The 15,619-nt window shown below is 54.2% G+C and carries 18 protein-coding genes and 2 pseudogenes; 16 read left to right on the top strand and 4 right to left on the bottom strand.

The window, feature by feature from the left end; genetic code table 11:
• The first annotated feature begins 9 nt into the window (after nt 1-9).
• The 6 genes from rpmA to ACRBCU_RS16250 all read left to right on the top strand — a co-directional run bounded on the left by rpmA (nt 10) and on the right by ACRBCU_RS16250 (nt 5,073).
• Nucleotides 10-279, top strand: coding sequence for a 50S ribosomal protein L27 (gene rpmA, locus ACRBCU_RS16275; RefSeq protein ID WP_431366443.1), 270 nt, complete (start codon nt 10-12; stop codon nt 277-279).
• Nucleotides 280-466: 187 nt separating this feature from the next.
• A complete protein-coding gene (locus ACRBCU_RS16270) occupies nt 467-1,069 on the top strand; it encodes a LysE family translocator (RefSeq protein ID WP_431366442.1) in 603 nt (200 codons plus the stop codon).
• Nucleotides 1,066-1,605, top strand: a complete 540-nt coding sequence (locus ACRBCU_RS16265) for a GNAT family N-acetyltransferase (protein WP_431366441.1) — start codon at nt 1,066-1,068, stop codon at nt 1,603-1,605. Before ACRBCU_RS16270 ends, ACRBCU_RS16265 begins: the two co-directional genes overlap by 4 nt.
• Nucleotides 1,606-1,669: 64 nt before the next feature.
• Nucleotides 1,670-2,707, top strand: coding sequence for a GTPase ObgE (gene obgE, locus ACRBCU_RS16260; protein ID WP_431366440.1), 1,038 nt, complete (start codon nt 1,670-1,672; stop codon nt 2,705-2,707).
• Nucleotides 2,695-3,795: a glutamate 5-kinase gene (gene proB / locus ACRBCU_RS16255; protein WP_431366439.1), complete on the top strand. Its 1,101-nt coding sequence runs from the start codon at nt 2,695-2,697 to the stop codon at nt 3,793-3,795. Before obgE ends, proB begins: the two co-directional genes overlap by 13 nt.
• A 12-nt stretch (nt 3,796-3,807) precedes the next feature.
• Nucleotides 3,808-5,073 (top strand): glutamate-5-semialdehyde dehydrogenase, encoded by a 1,266-nt coding sequence (locus tag ACRBCU_RS16250; RefSeq protein ID WP_431366438.1) that lies wholly within the window; start codon nt 3,808-3,810, stop codon nt 5,071-5,073.
• Nucleotides 5,074-5,077: 4 nt separating this feature from the next.
• Here the strand turns inward: ACRBCU_RS16250 and ACRBCU_RS16245 are convergent, their stop codons facing one another.
• The gene (locus ACRBCU_RS16245) at nt 5,078-5,686 is read right to left on the bottom strand and encodes a histidine phosphotransferase family protein (RefSeq protein ID WP_431366437.1); all 609 of its coding nucleotides are present in this window, start codon (nt 5,684-5,686) and stop codon (nt 5,078-5,080) included.
• A 26-nt stretch (nt 5,687-5,712) separates the two neighbouring features.
• Between ACRBCU_RS16245 and ACRBCU_RS16240 the strand changes: the two genes are divergently transcribed.
• From ACRBCU_RS16240 to ACRBCU_RS16230, 3 genes are all read left to right on the top strand, one after another.
• Nucleotides 5,713-5,898, top strand: coding sequence for a DUF3553 domain-containing protein (locus ACRBCU_RS16240; RefSeq protein ID WP_431366436.1), 186 nt, complete (start codon nt 5,713-5,715; stop codon nt 5,896-5,898).
• A gap of 126 nt (nt 5,899-6,024) precedes the next feature.
• On the top strand, nt 6,025-6,795 hold the full coding sequence (locus tag ACRBCU_RS16235; RefSeq protein ID WP_431366435.1) for a GNAT family N-acetyltransferase: 771 nt from the start codon (nt 6,025-6,027) through the stop codon (nt 6,793-6,795).
• A complete protein-coding gene (locus tag ACRBCU_RS16230) occupies nt 6,792-7,634 on the top strand; it encodes a lysophospholipid acyltransferase family protein (RefSeq protein WP_431366434.1) in 843 nt (280 codons plus the stop codon). Before ACRBCU_RS16235 ends, ACRBCU_RS16230 begins: the two co-directional genes overlap by 4 nt.
• Before the next feature lie 87 nt (nt 7,635-7,721).
• Here the strand turns inward: ACRBCU_RS16230 and grxD are convergent, their stop codons facing one another.
• The 3 genes from grxD to purL form a co-directional block, all read right to left on the bottom strand.
• Nucleotides 7,722-8,084 (bottom strand): Grx4 family monothiol glutaredoxin, encoded by a 363-nt coding sequence (gene grxD, locus ACRBCU_RS16225; protein WP_431366433.1) that lies wholly within the window; start codon nt 8,082-8,084, stop codon nt 7,722-7,724.
• 189 nt (nt 8,085-8,273) lie between these two features.
• The gene (locus ACRBCU_RS16220; protein ID WP_431366432.1) at nt 8,274-8,510 is read right to left on the bottom strand and encodes a BolA/IbaG family iron-sulfur metabolism protein; all 237 of its coding nucleotides are present in this window, start codon (nt 8,508-8,510) and stop codon (nt 8,274-8,276) included.
• Between the two features lie 66 nt (nt 8,511-8,576).
• The gene (gene purL, locus ACRBCU_RS16215) at nt 8,577-10,736 is read right to left on the bottom strand and encodes a phosphoribosylformylglycinamidine synthase subunit PurL (protein ID WP_431366431.1); all 2,160 of its coding nucleotides are present in this window, start codon (nt 10,734-10,736) and stop codon (nt 8,577-8,579) included.
• A gap of 141 nt (nt 10,737-10,877) precedes the next feature.
• Between purL and ACRBCU_RS16210 the strand changes: the two genes are divergently transcribed.
• From ACRBCU_RS16210 to ACRBCU_RS16180, 7 genes and pseudogenes are all read left to right on the top strand, one after another.
• Nucleotides 10,878-11,864, top strand: a complete 987-nt coding sequence (locus ACRBCU_RS16210) for a pyridoxal-phosphate dependent enzyme (protein WP_431366430.1) — start codon at nt 10,878-10,880, stop codon at nt 11,862-11,864.
• On the top strand, nt 11,864-13,003 hold the full coding sequence (locus ACRBCU_RS16205; RefSeq protein ID WP_431366429.1) for a M24 family metallopeptidase: 1,140 nt from the start codon (nt 11,864-11,866) through the stop codon (nt 13,001-13,003). Before ACRBCU_RS16210 ends, ACRBCU_RS16205 begins: the two co-directional genes overlap by 1 nt.
• Nucleotides 13,000-13,722, top strand: coding sequence for a maleate cis-trans isomerase family protein (locus ACRBCU_RS16200; protein WP_431366428.1), 723 nt, complete (start codon nt 13,000-13,002; stop codon nt 13,720-13,722). The genes ACRBCU_RS16205 and ACRBCU_RS16200 overlap by 4 nt, the downstream gene beginning before the upstream one ends.
• 43 nt (nt 13,723-13,765) lie before the next feature.
• Nucleotides 13,766-14,458 carry a nitroreductase family protein gene (locus tag ACRBCU_RS16195; protein WP_431366427.1) on the top strand — a complete coding sequence of 231 codons (693 nt, stop codon included), beginning with the start codon at nt 13,766-13,768 and terminating at the stop codon, nt 14,456-14,458.
• A gap of 316 nt (nt 14,459-14,774) precedes the next feature.
• Nucleotides 14,775-14,845: pseudogene (locus ACRBCU_RS16190) on the top strand (preprotein translocase subunit YajC); the annotation flags it as partial.
• 2 nt (nt 14,846-14,847) lie between these two features.
• On the top strand, nt 14,848-15,011 hold a 164-nt coding region (locus tag ACRBCU_RS16185; protein WP_431366517.1), incomplete at its 5' end, for a preprotein translocase subunit YajC.
• A gap of 38 nt (nt 15,012-15,049) precedes the next feature.
• Nucleotides 15,050-15,619 (top strand): annotated as a pseudogene (locus tag ACRBCU_RS16180) (protein translocase subunit SecD); the annotation flags it as partial.

The following is a 15,619-nucleotide window of genomic DNA, read 5'->3' as shown; positions in this document are numbered from 1 at the left end:
CACGACCCCATGGCACATAAAAAAGCAGGTGGTTCATCCCGTAACGGTCGCGACTCAGCTGGTCGCCGTCTCGGTGTAAAACTCTACGGTGGCCAAGCGGCAATCGCAGGTAACATCATCATTCGTCAGCGTGGCACAAAGTTCTGGCCAGGCGAGGGCGTTGGCCTTGGCAAAGATCACACGATCTTCGCAACAGCCGATGGCGCGGTGAAATTCCACAAAGGCCTTAAAGGCCGCACGTTTGTATCGGTCCTGCCAGTGGCGGAGGCCGCTGAATAAGCCGTTTCTGAATACAGACTAAATTCAGGGGATCGGCGGAAACGCCGGTCCCTTTTCTTTTGTATCGTAAGGTTTGGGAGGACCGCGCGATGGTAGTGTTAATGAATTTTGATGTGATACTTCATAAGCGCGTCGTAAGGCGCGGGTTATGTTGCGGAAACTCTGGATTGCAAGAGGCGTTTGTCTGATGTCAGTTGCAACAGGAGCTTTCCTGATTTTCGCCGCGTCCCAAGTTGGAACGCCCGGGCCTGCAAACATGGCGCTGATGGCGACAGGCGCGCGGTTTGGTTTCAAAGCTGCGCTGCCATTTGTGGCGGGTGTGGCGCTTGGCAAGCAGCTCATTATATGGCCGATTGGGTTTGGTCTCATGGGTTTAGCGGAAACTGTTCCAGCGCTTTTCACCGCGTTGAAATACATATCCGCGGCCTACATCATTTGGTTGGCGTGGAAGGTCGCGAACCTGCGATTGAAAACAAATGAAAAGGCCAAAGCCCCTGGATTTGCCGCGGGCTTGATTGTGCATCCGCTTAATCCAAAGGCTTGGGCAATGATTGTGGGCGGTTTCACCGCCTTTGTCGAACCTGATACGCCGACTTTTGAAGCAACCGCGATTATCGCGGCCTGTTTGCTGGCCTGCCAAATCGTTTTGCACCCGATTTGGACCTTTGCCGGTCACAAAATCGCGCAGACCGTCGCAGGAACGCGTGCGGAGACCTATTTAATGTGGACTTTGGCAGCGTTGACCGTTGCTTCTGTTCTCTTTGTTTTGTTTGGAGGAGGCAAAGCATGAATGATATGACACAGATCGAGCAGAAAAACCTGATCTCTGAGCGAATGAAGCTGCGCCCGTTGCGCGGCTCAGATTTCGGGTTAATCGAAATGCACCGAAGCGATGCGCGCGTCGCAAAAATGACGCCAGCTATTCCACATCCGTTGCCCCCCGGGGCAACCGAAGCGTTGCTTGCACGTGCGAGCGATCCTGAGCGTGAGGTCGACATTTGGGCGATGGATGCCAGCATTCATGGAGGACCTGAAGTTGTTGGTCTCATCTCTTTGACAAAGTTAGACAAAAGCCAATCCGAGATTAGCTATTGGGTCGCCCCAGCATATTGGAATACAGGCGCAGCCTCCGATGCGGTTGCAACCTTGATTAAGGCGAACCCTTTGGGCAATTGCACGATCTTTGCCTCGGTCTTTCATGACAACCCTGCTTCGGCCCGCGTGTTAACAAACGTTGGATTTGCCTATATTGGCGATGCGGAAACGTTTTGTGTTGCGCGCGGAGCGAATGTGCCGACTTGGACCTATTTACGAAAACTCGATTGAGCAAAGCCGCGCCTTTGCGTAAACCGCACCTAACGCACTTTTGCGCGCAATAGAAAGCACTGACATGAAATTCCTAGACCTCGCCAAAGTATATATCCGTTCAGGCGGCGGTGGGGGCGGCTCTGTCAGCTTTCGGCGCGAGAAGTTCATTGAATACGGTGGCCCGAATGGCGGCGACGGTGGGTGTGGTGGCTCTGTTTGGGTTGAAACCGTTGATGGTCTGAACACGCTGATCGATTTTCGCTACCAGCAACACTTCTTCGCCAAAAGTGGCCAGCCCGGAATGGGTCAGGGGCGCACGGGTAAAGACGGGGATGACATTATCCTGCGCGTGCCCGTCGGCACCGAAGTTATGGATGAAGATCAAGAGACGGTGATCGCAGACATGACCGAGCTTGGCCAACGTGTGTTGATCGCTAAGGGCGGCAATGGTGGCTTTGGCAACCTTCACTTTAAATCAGCAACCAACCAAGCACCGCGCCGCGCCAATCCGGGGCAAGAGGGCGTAGAGCGAACGATCTGGTTGCGCTTGAAACTCATTGCGGATGTTGGGCTATTGGGGCTTCCCAATGCGGGCAAATCAACTTTCCTTGCGGCGACCTCGAACGCGCGCCCGAAGATTGCGGATTATCCCTTTACCACCTTGCACCCGAATTTGGGCGTTGTTGGTGTCGATAATGTTGAATTCGTCGTTGCAGATATTCCCGGCCTCATTGAAGGCGCGCATGAAGGCGTTGGGCTTGGCGTGCGGTTTCTTGGCCATGTGGAACGCTGCGCGGTCCTGCTGCATCTTGTGGATGGCACGTCGGAAACCGTGGTCGAAGACTACAAAACCATTATTGGCGAATTAGAGGCCTATGGCGGTGAGCTTGCCTTCAAGAACCGCGTTACCGTTTTGAACAAGGTCGATGCGCTGGATGATGACACGCGCGCCGAGGCAAAAGCCGCGCTTGAAAAAGCCAGCGGCGGCCCTGTGATGGAAATGTCGGGTGCGGCAAAGCTCGGCACGACCGAAGTGCTTCGCGCACTGCGCACCCAAATTGATGATGACCGTCTGCGCGCGCATATTGGCGAAGCAGAGGATGAGCCATGGCGTCCTTAAGCTCTGCAAAACGCGTTGTCATCAAGATCGGTTCAGCCCTGTTGGTGGAAGAGGGGCGCTTACGCCGAGATTGGCTTTATGGCCTTGCGGAAGACGTCGCGGCGCTGCGCGGGCGCGGTGTGGATGTTGTTCTGGTGTCCTCAGGGTCCATTGCGCTGGGGCGCGGTGTGCTTGGATTGCCAAACACAGCGCTGCCGCTAGAGCAGAGCCAAGCTGCGGCGTCGGTCGGTCAAATCCGCCTTGCGCGCGCCTACGAAGAAGCGCTTGCACCGCACGGAATTGCCGCCGCACAAATTCTTGTGACCCTCGAAGACAGTTGGGACCGTCGGCGGTTCTTAAACTCGCGTGCGACGCTTGATCAATTGCTTAGTCTTGGCGCAGTGCCGATTGTAAACGAGAACGACACCATCGCGACGGATGAAATTCGCTTTGGCGACAATGATCGATTAGCGGCGCAAATCGCAGTGACGGTCGGCGCTGATACCTTGGTTTTGCTTTCCGACGTGGATGGGCTTTATACGTCCAATCCTACGCTTGATCCCAAGGCGACGCGCTTTGATGTGATTGAAGAAATCACGCCAGAAATTGAAAACATGGCAGGGGATGCCACGTCGTCGCTGTCCAAAGGCGGGATGAAAACCAAAGTGATCGCTGGCAAGACGGCCACTTCTGCGGGCTGCGCGATGGTGATTATGGAAGGTTCGGTCTATCGCCCGATCAACGCGCTTGAAGCGGGGGCAAATGCGACATGGTTCACGGCCCAGACCGATCCAATTACCGCTCGCAAGTCATGGATTTTCGCGATGAAGGCACATGGCGCCGTGCGCGTTGATACAGGTGCGGCGCGTGCATTGACAGATGGTAACAGCTTGCTACCCGCTGGCGTAATAGATGTCATCGGCACATTCGAGCGCGGCGACAGCGTTGCAATTGAAGGCCCTGATGGGCGCATTGTTGGCTATGGGCTGACGCGGTATTCTAGCGAAGACGCGCGTAAGATCATGGGGCACAATAGCACCGAAATCGAAGCATTGCTCGGCTATTCTGGTCGCGCGGCACTGATCCACAGAGACGACATGGCACTTTAAGAGGAGGCCGATATGAAAGATTTTGAGAGCATTCCGGCCTTGATGGCCGACATTGGAGCAAAGGCAAAAGCTGCGTCTGCCATTTTGGCCAGCGCCACCGCCGAGCGTAAACACGCAGCCCTGATTGGCGCCGCTGAAGCCGTTTGGAGGACGCGCGACGAAATCATTGAAGCGAACAAGCTTGATCTGGAATATGGCCGTGAAAAGGGCCTGTCAGATGCGATGATGGACCGTTTGATGTTGGATGAAGAACGTATCCAAGGCATCGTGAATGGTTTGCGCGCGGTGGCAGAGCAAGCGGATCCCGTGGGCGAAGTCATTGCGGAATGGGATATGCCGTCGGGTCTCGACATTCGCCGCGTGCGTACCCCTTTGGGGGTGATTGGCGTGATCTATGAAAGCCGCCCCAATGTAACCGCTGATGCAGGGGCTTTGTGCCTCAAGTCGGGCAATGCAGTCATTTTGCGCGGTGGCTCCGAGAGTTTTCACAGCTCTGGTGCGATCCATGCGGCGCTGGTTGATGGGGTAACAAAAGCAGGCTTGCCCGCAGAGAGCATTCAATTGGTGCCAACGCGGGATCGCGCGGCGGTGCAGGAAATGCTGACGATGACCGATACCATCGATGTGATTGTCCCGCGCGGCGGCAAAGGTCTTGTTGGTTTGGTTCAACGCGAGGCGCGTGTTCCGGTATTTGCCCATCTTGAAGGCATCGTTCATGTCTATATTGATGCTGCAGCCGATCCTGTAAAGACGCTCGACGTCGTGTTGAATGCGAAGACGCGGCGCACAGGAATTTGCGGCTCAGCCGAATGTTTGTTGATCCATCGCTCTGTTGTCGACACTTTGGGGCAGGGCGTCATTCGCGCGTTGATTGATGCAGGTGTCGAAGTGCGCGCGGGTGAGGGGCTTGAGCATATCGAAGGCACCGTTGCGGCACGCGATTCAGACTTTGGCTGCGAGTTCCTTGATATGATCATTGCCGCCAAAGTTGTTGATGATGTCGACGGTGCGATTGCTCATATTCGGACCTATGGATCAAATCACACGGATTGCATTCTGACCGAGGATGATGCGGTTGCGGACAAGTTTTTTGCCGAGCTTGATAGCGCGATTCTGATGCGCAACGCCTCTACCCAGTTTGCGGATGGCGGCGAATTTGGCATGGGCGCTGAAATAGGTATCGCGACAGGGAAAATGCATGCGCGCGGGCCTGTGGGCGCGGCGCAGTTGACCAGCTTTAAGTATCTGGTCGTTGGAAACGGGACAACGCGCTCTTAGAACCTTACACCACCAGCAAGGCGGTTCCATCGCCTTGCGTCACCTCGATGCGCCGTCCTTTTGCCGCCGCATGTAGTGGTAGTAGCAAGAATTGAACATGCGCAGGTGTGCTCATTGTATCGCTTGCCACGTCCTTCCCGTTCTCGAGCATGCTCCATAGATTTGGATCAAACGAAAGCCGATCTGAGCGGGCGATGAAACGCCAGCGTCCATTCTGTGGGGATAGGCTAATATCGCCGCCATAAGGAAGTGCTTGTTCCAAGCATTGAAAGGCCAGAAAAATCAATTGTGCTTCACTGCGCGGCAAATTGTCTGGCAGATCATAAGTAAGAGATAGGCGCGACCCCTTTGTGATGTCAGTCAAGAGAGAGGCGATTTCTGACGCGCTAAGCTGTTGAGCATCGCTTGCAGGTCCGTAAGCAATCCGAAAGAAGCGAATTCGAGCATTCGCGGCATCGATGCTTTCTGAAATCAAAGCCATTTCAGGGCTGGTGCTTTGGCCAGACATGGCTATCAGCTCCATACCATTGTTAATCGCGCCAATAGGGCTGATTAGGTCATGGCAAATGCGCGAGCCTACCAATGCGGCGAATTGCAAGCTATGTTCTCCCACAAGACATTCCTTTAAGCGAAGATGACATGACAGATTTGAACACGTTTTTGGAACCGGGCATGATTGTCAGCCATCCTAGCGAGCCAGATTGGGGGCGCGGGCAGGTGCAATCAGTTATTGATCGGCGCATCACAGTTAACTTTCGCCACGTTGGAAAGGTAGTCATTGACGGATCTCGCATTGCCTTGGTGCCCGTCTTTGATGACGGGTGAAGATTAACAATAGGTAAACAACTAAAGGTTGCATTGGTGCACGTCAAGGGTGTGACTCCTGCGCTTGCCTTTGCGCCCGACATTGCCTAAATCTGCTCGCGCAGGTTTCTAGGATCGCATTTCCCGATGTCACAGCCAGATTTTGACGTTGTATTCGCCACAACGGGCGATGAGCTTCGAGCCGCACAAGCGCTGCGCTACGATGTGTTTGTACGAGAACTTGGTGGCGATGGACCACTTGTCGATCACAATGCGGGCCTCGAAATCGATAGCTTTGATAAACACTCCAAGCATCTTTTGCTGCTTGATCGCGCACGCTCAGATGATGCGGCGCACCAAGTTGTCGGTGTGTATCGCTTGCTTGACGCGCAAGGGGCGCAAAATGCCGGCGGCTTTTATTCGGCGCGCGAATTCGACCTTGCACCGTTAATCGCGTCCAAGCGAGCTCTTTTAGAACTTGGGCGATCCTGTTTGCATCGCGATTATCGCGGCGGCATGGCGATGTATTACCTTTGGTCAAAACTTGCACGCTATGTGCTAGAGCAGAAAGTAGATGTTCTCTTTGGCGTGGCGAGTTTCCACGGCACGGATCCAGCGCCGCTTACTGCGCCATTGACCCTGCTTCATCAGCGCCACCTTGCATCGCAAGACCTGCGCCCAATCGCGCAGGAACCCTGTATTTCCATGGCCGAGTTTTCGACCGAACAGATCGCGCGCAAAGACACAATGATGCAAATTCCTGCGCTTATCAAAGCTTACTTGCGTCTTGGTGGCTGCATCGGGCAGGGCGCATATTTGGACCACACGTTTAACACCACAGATGTGTGTTTGGTGTTGGACGTCTCGAATATGAGCGAAAAACAGAGACGATTATATTCAATGGAACATGCGCAATGAGTTCAACATGGGGCCAAGATGACGACGACAATGTGGACCTGAGAACGCTCACGGTTCGTGATTGGTTGCGTTTTGCAAGGCGCGCTGTGCCAATCATTGTCATGATCCTTGTTTGTCTTTTATTGCTTTTGCTTTTGCGCCTGATTGAGCGCCCCATTTACGGTATGCATCGCCCCATTACGCCCTTCATTACGCAATTTGTGTGCCGTAATGCGTTTCGCCTGATGGGGATGTCATTTACCGCGAAAGGGCGGCAAATGAAGCAGCCTGGCGCAGTTGTTGCAAATCATAGCTCATGGCTGGATATTTTTTCGCTCAATGCTGCGAAACGGGTGTATTTTGTTTCTAAGTCCGAAGTCGCCAAATGGCCTGGGATCGGCGCTTTGGCGAAAGCCACAGGGACCGTGTTCATTGAGAGAGATCGCCGCAAGTCGCAGGAACAAAAAGCTGTGTTCGAGACGCGCTTGAAGGCGGGTCACAAGCTCTTGTTCTTTCCCGAAGGCACATCGACAGATGGGCTGCGGGTTTTGCCATTCAAATCAACATTGTTCGCAGCGTTCTTTGTGCCGGAGTTGAAAGAATTGCTGTGGGTTCAACCTGTTACTGTGAACTATTCAGCCCCATTGGGTCAGGAAGATCGCTTTTACGGATGGTGGGGGGACATGGGTTTTTTCCCGCATATGATCAAAACACTTGCGGTGAAACATCCAGGCGGCGTGGAGGTGATTTATCATGAACCGCTACGCGTGGCGAATGCTCAAGGACGCAAAGCCATGGCGCAAGAGTGTGAGCGCATTGTGCGCGCGGGGCATCATAGCGCGGAAGCTTACGAAAGCTGATATTCTGCGAATATCAGCGCAATTGAGACCCTTCTGCGAAGGGTCTCAAACAAGAATTATCGCAGAGAATTCTTTTCCGGCGGAATTTTAGCCGTTGGCTTCGCGGATCTTGTCAGCTGCGTCTTTGTCAAAGGCAACGGATTGCTCAGAAAACAAGGTATCAAGCTCACCAGAGAGCGTCATTTCCGTGATGATATCACAGCCACCGATGAACTCTCCGTTCACATAAAGTTGCGGGATTGTTGGCCAATCGGAATACTCTTTGATGCCTTGGCGCAGCGCTTCGTCCGCCAGAACATTCATGTCTTTGTAATCAACCGCCATGTAGTTCAACACACCTGCCACGCGGGAGGAAAACCCGCACTGCGGCATTTCTTTGGTGCCCTTCATGAACAGAACAACTGCGTTGTCTGTGACGGTCTGTTTGATTGCGTCTTGTGCGTCGCTCATTTTAGATTCCTTCGTGGGCGATAGCCGGTGCTTTCTCGCCAGTTGTGTTTTTCATGAGAAGCATTTTCTCGATTTGTTTGATTGATGCTCTCTAGATCAGTCGCTTCCATTCCAAGTGGCGGATTGTCTGGATCGTATTTTGGAGGAGCAAGTCGTTCCACCAGAAAATTCCAGAACCTGAACACCGCTTTAGCCTGGTGCCTTTGTCGTTAGCGCCAGTGCATGCAGTTCGCCCGCGCTACCATCCATCTTGCCCTTCAACGCGGCATAAACTGCGCGTTGTTGTTGGACGCGATTTTTGCCCTCGAAAGAGGCATCAATGACTTCCGCGGCAAAATGCTGGCCATCATCCCCTTGCACCGCAATTTGTCCGTCTGGAAACGCTTCGCGTAGAAGCGTTTCGATCTCTTGTGCGGTGATCGCCATGATTATCCTCTCGATGTGTATGCTCCCCCAAATGTAGAAGGGGGCGCAGGCGCTCGCAAGGGGCGCTTAGGAAAAGAGCGTGGGAAAGACACCTTCCGACGTGGCTTTAAGGTCGGCCAATGGCGCGGATGAGCTACCGATGGTGACATCGCTGCCACCAAATTTGCCAACGAAGGCAACTGGAACGCCCGCTTGGCCTGCCGCGCTCATTAGCGCTTCGGCTTGATCAAAGTTGCAGGCCACGAGGTAGCGCGCTTGATCTTCGCCAAAGAGTTCCGGGGTTTGATCCGTGTCTAGCGACACGCCAACATCGGCGGATGCCGCCATTTCAAAGGCCGTTAGCGCAAGGCCACCATCGGATAGATCAGAGCAGGCTTTGATCCAGTCGCGGTTCGCGCGGATGAAATCACCGTGCTTTGCTTCAAGGTCTAGATCAACGCTAGGTGCATCACCTTCAACGCGGTTGAACACCTCGGCGAGCAATGCCGATTGCCCAAGATGGCCCTTTGTCTCGCCAACCAAAATAGCAACATGACCTTCGCGCACATCGCCATTGATAAGTTCGTCTTCGTTTGCAAGCAGGCCAACAGCACCAATTGTCGGCGTTGGTAGAATACCCGTGCCATCGGTTTCATTATAAAGCGATACGTTGCCAGAAACGATAGGCATATCCAGCGCCTTGACCGCTTGGCCAATACCGTCGATTGCGCCAACAAACTGGCCCATGATCTCAGGTTTCTCAGGGTTGCCGAAGTTCATATTATCTGTTGTTGCCAATGGCTTTGCGCCCACAGCTGTGAGGTTGCGGTAGGCTTCGGCGACGGCTTGCTTGCCGCCTTCGACCGGATTGGCTTTCACATAGCGCGGGGTCACGTCAGAGGTAAACGCCAATGCTTTGGGCGTGCCGTGAACGCGTACAATGCCAGCGCCGGCGCCGGGAATACGGATCGTATCGCCCATTACTTGGCTATCGTATTGCTCATAAACCCAGCGCTTGGACGAATAGTTCGGGCTGGCAAGCAAGGCCTTCAGGCCATCAATTGGATCGATTTGTGGCACATCTTCCAACGCGTCTGCCGCTGGCGTTGGAACCCAAGGGCGATCATATTCGGGAGCGGAAGACGCGAGTTTGCTAAGCGGTAGATCCGCTTTTACTTCGCCGTTGTGAACGATCAGGAAGCGGTCTTCTGCAATCGTCTCACCCACGATCGCAAAATCGAGGTCCCATTTGTCGAACACAGCTTTGGCTTCTGCTTCAAGTTCTGGTTTCAGAACCATCAGCATGCGCTCTTGGCTTTCAGAGAGCATCATTTCGTAAGCGGTCATGTTGACTTCGCGCACGGGAACGCGCTCGAGATCAAGGCGCACGCCAAGTCCGCCCTTGTCGCCCATTTCAACGGCAGAGCAGGTAAGGCCAGCAGCGCCCATGTCCTGAATTGAAATCACAGCGCCTGTTTGCATCAGCTCAAGCGTTGCTTCCATCAGGCGTTTTTCGGTGAAGGGATCACCCACTTGAACTGTCGGGCGCTTTTCTTCGATTGAATCGTCAAATTCAGCTGACGCCATGGTCGCGCCGCCAACACCATCGCGGCCCGTTTTCGCGCCGAGATAAACAACAGGCATGCCGACGCCAGAAGCGGCCGAATAGAAAATACTGTCCGTGTCAGCGATTCCCGCGGCAAACGCATTCACAAGGCAATTGCCGTTGTAAGCAGGATCAAAGCGCACTTCGCCGCCGACCGTTGGAACGCCGAAACAGTTGCCGTACCCTCCAACACCTTCAACAACGCCGTTCACGAGTTGACGGGTTTTGTGGTGCGCGGTTTCGCCAAATGAGAGCGAATTCATCGCCGCAATAGGGCGCGCGCCCATTGTAAAGACGTCGCGCAAAATGCCGCCAACGCCTGTTGCCGCGCCTTGATAGGGCTCGATGTAAGACGGGTGGTTGTGGCTTTCCATTTTGAAAACAACCGCTTGGCCATCTCCGATATCAACGATGCCTGCATTTTCACCGGGGCCGCAAATCACCTGCGGGCCTTCTGTCGGCAGGGTGCGCAGCCATTTTTTGGAGGATTTATAAGAGCAGTGCTCGTTCCACATGGCCGAGAAAATTCCCAGTTCTGTGAATGTCGGCTCTCGTCCGATGATCTCTAAAATGACATCATATTCATCTGGTTTCAGCCCGTGAGAGGCGATCAGATCAGCGGAAATAGCAGGTTCTTGCATCAAGTTTGGTCCCCAAAACGTGAAGTTGCGGGTCTCTTACTGGGAAAGGGCCGTGGGGGCAATGCGACAGCCATGTCGTTTCGGGCGTTGACGCTTAAGTTTTTTTGCCATGAGGTGCGCACGAGCATGGGGAGCGCACATATGCAAACACTAGAAAACCCTTTTCGTAAGGTCGGAATAGAAATTGGTCTGGATGCTGTTCGAGCGCCCTCGGTTAATGCCGCCGCGCCAAGAGCATTGCTTGCAAAGTGTCCTGTGCATGGGGTCACGCCCATGATGTCTGCGCTCGGCTTGAACATTAAAGACGAGCGAGGCCGCATGGGCCTTGGCAGTTTCAAAGCGCTCGGAGCTGCCTATGTGATCGCTCATGAGGCGCAAGCAGGTTCGCTTGAGGGGCGTACATATATTACTGCAAGTGCAGGCAATCATGGCCTTTCGGTCGCGGCGGGTGCGAAAGTCTTTGGTGCAAAGGCTGTCATTTATCTGTCTGAAACTGTGCCAAGCGATTTCGCAGATCGTTTGCGCGCGAAGGGCGCAGATGTTGTCATCGAGGGCGCGGATTATGAGGCGAGCATGGCAGCTGCGCAAAAGGCGGCAGCAGACAATGGTTGGACCTTGCTGTCAGACAGCTCTTGGGAGGGCTATTTTGATCTGCCCCATCGTTTGATGGAAGGCTATTTGGCGATGGCGGCGGAATGCACCGAGCAGATGGAGCCGCCGAGCCATATTTTCTTGCAAGCGGGCGTTGGTGGTTTGGCTGGGGCCTGCGCCGCGCTGTTTCGCGATGTGTGGGGGGATGTGCCGATCATTACGGTGGTAGAGCCTGAATTCGCGCCCGCATTATACGATTCGATTGCGGCAGGTGAATTTGTCACCGCCAAGGGGCCTGTCTCTGATATGGGGCGGCTTGATTGCAAAGAAGCCTCGTTGATTGCGTTAAAAGGGTTGTCGCATGATGCGGATCGGTTTGCGTTGATTTCGGAGGAGGAAGCATCTGACGTTTTGCCAAAGCTGGCCGAAGTCGGGCTTGCTTCCAGCACGTCGGGCGCGGCAGGGATTGCAGCAGCTTTGCTCAGCGATTTGCCTGAAGATGCGCGTGTCCTGTGCATTTTGAGCGAAGGTGAGTGATGTTTGAGCGCGCTGAATTTGTTGATCGGATTGCAGGCGTTCAGTCGCGGATGGCGGAGCGCGGGTTTGACGCGCTTTTGCTGACCCAAGATGCCGATATTCGCTATCTGACCGGCTTTCTGACACGGTTTTGGGAAAGCCCGACGCGGGTTTGGTTTTTGGTCGTGCCTGCGCAGGGGCTGCCGATCGCCGTGATCCCGTCGATTGGTGCGGCGCTTATGGCCGGGACGGTTGTGGAGGACATTCGAACATGGTCCGCGCCTGATTATCAAGACGATGGCGTTTCGCTTTTGATCGATACTTTGCAAGAGGTTGCTGGGCGCGGAAAGATTGGCACGCCGCATGGCATCGAAAGCCACCTGCGCATGCCGCTCGCGGACTGGATGCGTTTGAACGCGCGGCTGACACTTGTGAGCGATGAGGCGATCATGCGCGGCGCGCGAATGATCAAGACCCCAGCAGAAGTCGAGGCCATACGGGATGCATGTCAGATCGCAGGTCGTGCCTTTGACCGCGTGCCAGAGATTGCACGCAAAGGTGACGCGCTTTCCGATGTGTTTCGCCGCTTTCAAATGCTCTGCTTGGAGGAAGGTGCGGATTGGGTTCCGTATCTTGCGGGGGGCGCGGGGCCAGATGGGTATGAAGATGTTATATCACCTGCAACGGATGTGCCCTTGGAGCAGGGCGATGTTCTGATGCTAGATACGGGGGTGATCCGAAATGGCTATTTCAGCGATTTTGACCGTAACTTTAGCGTAGGTCCGCCTAGCGCGGATGTTGCGCGCGCTTATGAGACGCTCTTGAAAGCGACGCAGGCAGGTGAGGCCGCGTTGAAACCGGGGAATACGGCATCCGATGTTTTCCATGCAATGGACAGTGTCTGTACAGGCGGGGCAGGTGGTCAGAGCGCAGGGCGTTTGGGGCATGGGTTGGGATTGCAATTGACAGAAGGGCTTTCCTTCATCGCGCAGGACCATGAAGTGCTGAAACCGGGCATGGTGATCACTTTAGAGCCGGGCGTTTCCGTCTCAGGCGGGGCGGGATTGATGGTACATGAAGATGACTATGTGATTACTCAAACAGGCTGGGAGCGTTTATCGCCCAAACCGCCTGAGCATTTAATAAGGATAGAAGCATGAGCCTGCCTTATTCTTTAGCGCCGCAGATCGGCACAGCGGGGCGTTTGGGGCTGATCGTTTTGCAATCGGATGAAACGATGGAGGCCGAGTTGCGGGGCGCGTTGCCCACGGGCGATATCGCGGCATTTGTGTCGCGCATTTCTAGCGCTGCGGAAGTCTCAAGCGAAAGCCTTGCGAAAATGGAAATGGATTTGCCATGCGCCGCAGGACTTTTGCCCAAGAGCGTTGCGTTTGATGTGGTTGGATATGGATGCACCTCTGCGTCGAGTGTGATCGGAACCGAGCGTATCGCAGATCTGGTGCGCGCTGAGTGTCAAACATCCGCCGTCACAGATCCTGTCAGCGCGCTGGTTGCCGTTTGCAAGGAGTTTGGCGTTAGCAAATTGGCGTTGCTCACGCCTTATACCGAAGAGGTCAGCGACAGCTTGCGCGCCACGTTGATGCAAAACGGAATTGAGACGCCCGTGTTCGGCACGTTCAATGAACCCGTCGAAACAAATGTTGCGCGGATTGATCCTGCCTCGATCCGCGACGCGGCGATCAAAATGGGCGCAGACAAAGGGGCTGAGGCTGTCTTTATGAGTTGTACCAATTTGCGCACGTTTGGCATTCTTAAGGACGTCAAAGAGGCTTGCGCGAAACCTGCCTTATCCTCTAATCAGGCGCTCTTCTGGCATATGTTCAAACTTGCTGGTCTATCGAGTGACCTGTTGAGCTAGGCAATCAATGCGAATTTCAACAACCAAATGAGGGCTGCACCAGGTGTTTGCACGAGAAAAACTTGATTACAGCGCGCTGGCTTTGCCAGATCGCATTGAAATGAGAGACGAAGAACGTTTGCGCGCCGCTCAGGAACACCTTGCATTTATGCAAAAACGGCACTCGGTTCGGGACTTTGCACCAACGCCGGTTGGCCAAGACGTTATTGATGCTGCGATCACGGCGGCAGGCTCTGCGCCGTCAGGGGCCAATCATCAACCTTGGCATTTCGTGGCAGTTTCCAGCGCCGAAGTGAAACACCAGATCAGGCTTGCCTCGGAAGAGGAAGAAAAGAAGTTCTATTCAGGCGGGGGCAGCGACGAGTGGATCAAAGCGCTAGAGCCGATTGGAACCGACGCGCATAAACCGCACCTTGATATAGCGCCGTGGTTGATCGTGATTTTTGCGCAGCGTTGGGGCGAGTTCGAGGATGGAACGCGGTACAAAAACTATTACGTGCCAGAAAGCGTGGGAATTGCGACTGGTTTTCTTATCTCGGCGCTTCATCATGCGGGGCTGTCCTGTTTGACGCACACCCCGAATCCTATGAAATTTCTCAACGGACTTTTGGGCAGGCCTGATTCTGAAAAACCAGTGATGATTCTTGCTGTTGGTCATCCTGCTGAGGACGCAACAGTCCCCAAAGTGGCTAAAATTAAGAAGCCTTTGGATGAAATTCGCTCTGTTTTCGACTGAAATCAGGTGTTTTGCCCAAAAAAAAGGCCGAGCAATAAGCTCGGCCGAAGTCCAACAGGGAGGTACAAGAACTAGGCACCTCAGCGCCATCTTCATTCTTGTACGGCCTAAATAGTATGCAGGTTGCCTTCGATCAAGGCGTATAATGCCGCAGGTGCAGCATGCCCGCTATGCGCTCTGTGCATAGCTCGCAACCGTCTCTTTGAAATCGCAGTTTTAAGCCCCATTGCAAAGCCCGTGCGCAGATCATAGGTTCTGGCCAAATTCTGACACGGTCTGCGTCGCGGGCCAGAACCTAAATTCAAAGGATACTTCGATGGAAGGCATTGGCCAATTCGTCCCACTCATTCTGATCTTTGCGATCATGTATTTCCTGCTGATCCGTCCNNGCCGCGGCGATCAGGTCGTCACGCAAGGTGGTCTGATTGGCAAGGTCAGCAAGGTTAAAGATGACAACGAAATCGAAGTTGAGCTTGCAGAAAACGTCAAAGTGCGCGTGGTTCAGTCCACAATCGCCAACGTGATCAACAAAACAGAACCAGCCTCTGCGTAAACACGCAGTTTGGCCGGTTGGCGTGAAAGGCCTTTCGGATGTTGCAAATTGACCTGTGGAAACGGGTGGTCATCTGGGCGCTATGTGCGCTCGGGTTGCTGCTTGCGGTTCCAAATGCCTTTTACTCTAAAGTCGAGCAGCACAATGACGCGCTTGCGGCGATAGAAGTCTCTGGCACCACGCCAGAACTTGATGCGTCTGTCGCTCAATGGCCGGGGTTTCTTCCGTCTGGGTTGGTGAATCTGGGCCTTGATCTTCGCGGCGGTGCGCATCTTTTGGCGGAAGTCAAAGTTGCGGACGTGTACTCCGCGCGGATGAAATCGTTTTGGCCAGAAGTGCGCGACGCGTTGCGCCCTGAGCGCGCGACGATTGGAACGATCCGTTTGCAGCCCTCCGCTGGCGACGAGCTGAAAGTTCGTATCTCTGAGCCTGACGGTATGGCGCGCGCGATGGAAGTTGTACGCGGTTTGTCGCAACAAGTTGTCTCTTTGTCTGGTGTCGGGCAGAGCGATATAACAGTGAGCGGTGACAACGGTGTTTTGACTGTTCAGCTTTCCGAAGCTGAAAAGCGCGCAACTGACGAGCGCACGATGCAGCAATCGCTGGAG

Source organism: Planktotalea sp. (assembly GCF_050633725.1).
GTDB lineage: Bacteria > Pseudomonadota > Alphaproteobacteria > Rhodobacterales > Rhodobacteraceae > Planktotalea.
Note: the sequence above shows the minus strand (reverse complement) of the source record. Positions and strands in the feature narration are given on the sequence as shown.